Here is a 2,669-nt window from a genome sequence, read left to right as displayed (position 1 = left end):
CACCGCGCTCGGTGTGGGGCTGGTCGCGTGGGCGCGCTGGTGGACGACGTCGTGACGATGTTGTGGGTCGCGCTCGGCGGCGGCGTGGGTGCGGCGGCGAGGTACGCGTTGGACCGCGTGGTGTCCGCCCGCTGGCGGGGTCGGTTCCCGCTGGGGACGTTCCTGGTCAACGTGTCCGGGTCGCTCGCGCTGGGGCTGCTCACGGGCCTGCTCGTCGACGGCTCCCTCCCGTTGGTCCTCGTCGGCACCGGGGTGCTCGGTGGGTACACGACGTTCTCCACCGCCAGTTACGACACCGTCCGCCTGGTCCGCGAGCGGCGATTCGGCACCGCGGTGGTCTACGGGGTCGGCACGATGCTCGTCACGGTCGCCGCCGCGGCGCTGGGGTTGTGGCTCGCGGGCGGCTGGTCCACTGTGGGCTGATGGGTCACCGGATGTTCGTGGCGGTCATGCCGCCGGAGGAGGTTCGCGACCAGCTCGAGACGTTCCTCGAGCCGCGGCCCGGATTGACGTGGACGAGTCCCTCGCAGTGGCACCTCACGTTGACGTTCTGCCCCGATGTCGACGACTGGCGCCTCGACGAGCTCACCGAGCGGCTGGAGGCGGTCGCCCGCAAGCACGACCCGTTCCGCGTGCGTCTGGCGGGGGCCGGGGCCTTCCCGTCGGTCGAGCGGGCCAAGGTCCTGTGGGCGGGCGTGGACCAGCCGGAGGGGCGGCCGCTCCACGCGCTCGCCGCGGGCGCCCGGTCGGCGGCCAACGCCGCCGGGTGCGTCCCCGACGGGGCGCGGTTCCGGCCGCACCTCACGCTGGCGAGGCTCGGGGGCCGCGATGACGCTACCGCGTGGCTCCGCGTGCTCGACACCTTCACCAGTAGCGAGTGGGAGGTCTCCGAGATCGCCCTCGTCGACTCGTTCCTCGGCGAGGGCCCCCGCGGCCGCGCCCGACACGAGGTGGTGGCCCGGCTGCCGCTGGGCTCACGGGAGCGCCGGTGGTGGGACCCGCCCGGCGCCTGACGGTCGGCGCCCGGGCCGCCGGTCCCGCCGGACGGCCGGTCACAGGGTCGCGCACTGCCCCTGGCGCTCGCCGGCGACCTGGTTGCCTCCGCCCGTCGGGGCCGGGTCGTTCGCCTCGCACTCGAGGTCCCCGCCGATCGTGTTGCCCTCGAAGCGCTGCACGCCGGAGTTCTCCTCCGATTCGACGTCGCCGCCGATCCGGACGTTCTCCAGGGTGGCTTCGCGCCCATACTCGAGTTCGACGGAGCCGGTCACCTCGCCGCCGGAGACGAGCACGGCGATGTGGCCCTCGGCGTCGATGTCCTCTGTGACGCGGACGTTGTACGCCTCGAGGCGACCGCCACCGAGCACGTCGACGTCCCCGTTGACCGACAGGTCGCGCAGGATGCACGTCTGCCCGTCGAGGACCCGGACGTCGCCGGTGATGTCCTCACCGGTGCGTTCGCCGGAGCAGTCGACGAGCCCTGGTGCGGCGGTGGCGTCACCGGCGGCTCGATCCTGCTCGGGGACGGTCGGCGCGGAGGACTGCTCGGTGACGGTGACGGTCTGCTCGGCGGGGGTCTGCTCGGCGGCCTGGTCGTCGGACCCGGAGGTGCATCCGGCCGCGGCGAGCAGCGCGGCGGCAGGGAGTGCGAGCAGCGCGCGGGCGTGGCGTGCCCGGGCGGGGTGAGTGGCGCGGGTGGGGCGAGGGGTGCGGGCGGCGTGGACGGACATCGTGGACGACCTCTTCGCTGGTGTGCCGGGGCGCCCTGTGCGGCCCCGGCCGCGGTGGTGACGTGTCCCACCGTAGGCGCCGCCGGGCCACCCGCCACCGCAGACGCGGATACGGTATGGCCGTGGAACTCATCGGGACCGTGGACCCTGCCCATCCGCTCGTCGTCGTGGCCCTGGAGCAGGAGGCCCGGCACTTCGTCACCGACTTCCCCGTCCTCGTCACCGGGGTGGGCAAGGTCCGCGCGGCCGTGGCCGTCGCGCACGCCCTCGGTGGCGGCGCCCGGCCGCGCGAGTTGGTCAACGTCGGCACGGCCGGCGGTCTGCACCCGGGGATGGAGGGCACACACGAGGTCGCGACGGTGTTCCAGCACGACTTCGACGACCCCGCGCTGCACGCGGTCACCGGTCGTCACGACGGTCCGCCGCTCGCCCTGTCGGCGATCCGTGCCGTGACTCCGGAGCAGGCGCCCGAGCCCTCGGCGCCGGGTGGCACGGTTGCGCCGGTGCTCGCCACCGGCGACCGCTTCGTCGCCGGCGGGCCGGTGCGCGACCGACTGGCGGGTATCGCCGACCTGGTGGACATGGAGGGGTACGCGGTCGCCGCGGCGGGGGCGATGCTCGGCGTGCCCACCCGGTTGGTCAAGCACGTCTCGGACTCCGCCGACGAATCCGCCGGGACCACGTGGGTCGAGGGCGTCGACGCCTGCGCCCGCGTGCTGGCGGAGTGGGTCGGTACCCGCCTGGCCTGACGCGGCGGTCACGGCCCGCCGCGCGACGCGCCGTCCGGTTTTGTTCGAACCCTTGTGCGCTCGGTGTGGCGCCGGTATGATCGAACTATAGTTCGACATTGGTGGTCATCGTTCGGTGTGGCGCTCGGCGAGGGGGTGGGGGTTGGTGACGACGGCGAGGACGTTGTTCGCGGTCCCTGAGGGTCTGGGCGCG

General features: G+C 74.1%; 4 protein-coding genes. 3 read left to right on the top strand and 1 reads right to left on the bottom strand.

The features are described from left to right. Both crcB and thpR read left to right on the top strand, forming a co-directional pair. A partial coding sequence (gene crcB, locus KHA85_RS16285; protein WP_306666457.1) for a fluoride efflux transporter CrcB occupies positions 1–423 on the top strand: 423 nt, incomplete at its 5' end. After that, positions 423–1,013: an RNA 2',3'-cyclic phosphodiesterase gene (thpR, locus tag KHA85_RS16280; protein ID WP_213186607.1), complete on the top strand. Its 591-nt coding sequence runs from the start codon at positions 423–425 to the stop codon at positions 1,011–1,013. The genes crcB and thpR, both read left to right, overlap by 1 nt. A 39-nt stretch (positions 1,014–1,052) precedes the next feature. On the opposite strand, the gene KHA85_RS16275 is transcribed toward thpR, so the two are convergent. Continuing rightward, entirely contained in the window at positions 1,053–1,727 is a 675-nt protein-coding gene (locus KHA85_RS16275; RefSeq protein WP_213186606.1) for a hypothetical protein, read from the bottom strand. Between the two features lie 116 nt (positions 1,728–1,843). Between KHA85_RS16275 and KHA85_RS16270 the strand changes: the two genes are divergently transcribed. Continuing rightward, positions 1,844–2,476, top strand: a complete 633-nt coding sequence (locus KHA85_RS16270) for a nucleosidase (RefSeq protein WP_061229951.1) — start codon at positions 1,844–1,846, stop codon at positions 2,474–2,476. Positions 2,477–2,669: the final 193 nt, after the last annotated feature.

Source organism: Dietzia massiliensis (assembly GCF_018390595.1).
GTDB classification, from domain to species: Bacteria; Actinomycetota; Actinomycetes; order Mycobacteriales; family Mycobacteriaceae; genus Dietzia; species Dietzia massiliensis.
This window is presented reverse-complemented; position numbering and strand designations above follow the sequence as displayed.

Excerpts from the sequence above, each read along its gene's own strand:
- thpR (WP_213186607.1), top strand. The coding sequence starts at position 423 with ATGGGTCACCGGATGTTCGTGGCGGTCATGCCGCCGGAGGAGGTTCGC.
- KHA85_RS16275 (WP_213186606.1), bottom strand. The coding sequence starts at position 1,727 with ATGTCCGTCCACGCCGCCCGCACCCCTCGCCCCACCCGCGCCACTCAC.
- KHA85_RS16270 (WP_061229951.1), top strand. The coding sequence starts at position 1,844 with ATGGCCGTGGAACTCATCGGGACCGTGGACCCTGCCCATCCGCTCGTC.